This is a genomic window from Bacillus sp. JJ1764 (assembly GCF_036962145.1).
GTDB lineage: Bacteria > Bacillota > Bacilli > Bacillales > Cytobacillaceae > Neobacillus.
Window position 1 is genome coordinate 2880 of record NZ_JBALNY010000247.1, and the last position, 1711, is coordinate 4590.

At 39.2% G+C, this 1711-nt stretch carries 3 protein-coding genes; 1 reads left to right on the plus strand and 2 read right to left on the minus strand.

Annotated elements, in window-relative coordinates; genetic code table 11:
* Nucleotides 1–44 precede the first annotated feature (44 nt).
* The gene (locus V7083_RS23360) at nucleotides 45–428 is read left to right on the plus strand and encodes a kinase-associated lipoprotein B (protein WP_335482566.1); all 384 of its coding nucleotides are present in this window, start codon (nucleotides 45–47) and stop codon (nucleotides 426–428) included.
* Nucleotides 429–464: 36 nt separating this feature from the next.
* On the opposite strand, the gene kapD is transcribed toward V7083_RS23360, so the two are convergent.
* Complete coding sequence (gene kapD, locus V7083_RS23365; protein ID WP_335482568.1) at nucleotides 465–1088, minus strand: 3'-5' exonuclease KapD; 624 nt, start codon at nucleotides 1086–1088, stop codon at nucleotides 465–467.
* 161 nt (nucleotides 1089–1249) lie between these two features.
* A complete protein-coding gene (locus tag V7083_RS23370) occupies nucleotides 1250–1633 on the minus strand; it encodes a hotdog fold thioesterase (protein WP_335482570.1) in 384 nt (127 codons plus the stop codon).
* Nucleotides 1634–1711: the final 78 nt, after the last annotated feature.

Here is a 1711-nt window from a genome sequence, read left to right on the forward strand (position 1 = left end):
CGTTATAAAATGAAAGGAAGAAATATGAAGGTAGGAGTGTTTTTGTGGAAGAATTTCAAATTGGCTCAATTGTTACAGGCATTTATAAAACCGGTAAATATATCGGAGAAATAACAGAGGTGCGTCCTCAGCATTATTTAATGCGCGTGCTCGCAGTTGCTAAGCACCCGATGCAGGGAGATCTACACAATCCAAAGGACGCCGATGTATTGATTTTTCACGAAAGAAAAGCTCTTAGCTTCAGAGAGCAGGCAAATATTCCGAAACAAATGGTGAAACCGTTCGATGGGGAAGTTCCGGACTATGTACAGTCCTTAAAAGTGGCTGTGGATAAAATGAAGCAAGAATTGCAAGAAACGGGTACAAAATGGGCTGAATTAAGCCTAGAAACCCTAGGAAACCTTGAGAAGGATTATTTCAAGGAATAATAATAAAGGCCAAATCCGTTTAAGTGATTTGGCCTTTTATGCAAATTCATTTAACAGCTTTGAAAAATCAATTCGGTCACCTATAGTGGTTGGTTTCGGCTTTTCTAAATATCGTTTATCCTTTTCCACCAGTTTGAATATATTGTAGGTAGTCATCGCATCGTCGAGCGCACGGTGATGCCGGCCTGTCCCTTCCTTCCCATATTCCTGTACCGCTTTCCAAAGGCCGGTTTGATTTTGGTCCCCAAAGAACCGCTTGTATTCCATCGAAAGATCAAGCTCATTGGCTTGAAATGGAAATGGAATTCCTGCTGCATAACAATTTTGGCGCAACACTTTCATATCCATGTTCCCCCACGTTACAATGGTGGTATCCCATTTATTTTTAGTAAATTCCTCCAGTTTACGGATAAAATCATAAAAAGAAAGTCCCGTGTCAACCTGCTGCTGTGAAATATGTAAGAATGACTTGCAGCGCTCTGATAATTTTGGGAATTTTAGCGGAGTGACAAAAGATGAAAATTGCTCAGTAATTTGTTCATCGACCACAACTACAGTACCTACCTCAATAATTTCCGGATAGAATTCTTTCATCCGGATATTTCTTTCTGGCATCGTAAATTCAAAATCGATAAACAGATGCTGCCGTTTTGCTGCCATTTACTTTTCACCACCTTTTCCTTTAAATATCCTTACTCCATTATATTGAGAAACCTGTACAAAAATTGTGCTTATTTCTTACATTATAGCATGAATTAAAAATAAATTTTTTAAATTTTTTAACAATACAAGAATGGGAAATTTGCCCACCTTCACCATTATTATTGCTCCTTTTTAATAACCGCCATGGTACACCTAGATACGCAAATGAGGCGGTCTTGTTCGTCAGTAATTTTAATATCCCAAACCTGAGTCGTTTTCCCTTTATGGAGAACAGTACCTGTCGCCGTTACCAAACCTTCTGATTTTGGACGAACATGGTTTGCATTAATTTCAAGTCCGGCTACGATCTCGGTAGATTTGTCACACAGTTCATAAGCTCCCAGGCTTGCCACAGTTTCAGCCAAGGCAACTGATGCCCCGCCATGGAGAATTCCGTATGGCTGCCTAGTCCGTTCATCCACTGGCATGGTTGCTAAGACTTTTCCAGCTTCCATATGCGTTATTTCAATTTTCAAAGCTTCTAAGAGGGTATTCGGAATCATTTTTCAACCTCCGTAATTTTATATTTAAATAAAGATGGACCTTTCTTAATCCTATTCTTTGTTAAGCCTTCATTTTCC

Excerpts from the sequence above, each read along its gene's own strand:
- V7083_RS23370 (WP_335482570.1), bottom strand. The coding sequence starts at position 1,633 with ATGATTCCGAATACCCTCTTAGAAGCTTTGAAAATTGAAATAACGCAT.
- kapD (WP_335482568.1), bottom strand. The coding sequence starts at position 1,088 with ATGGCAGCAAAACGGCAGCATCTGTTTATCGATTTTGAATTTACGATG.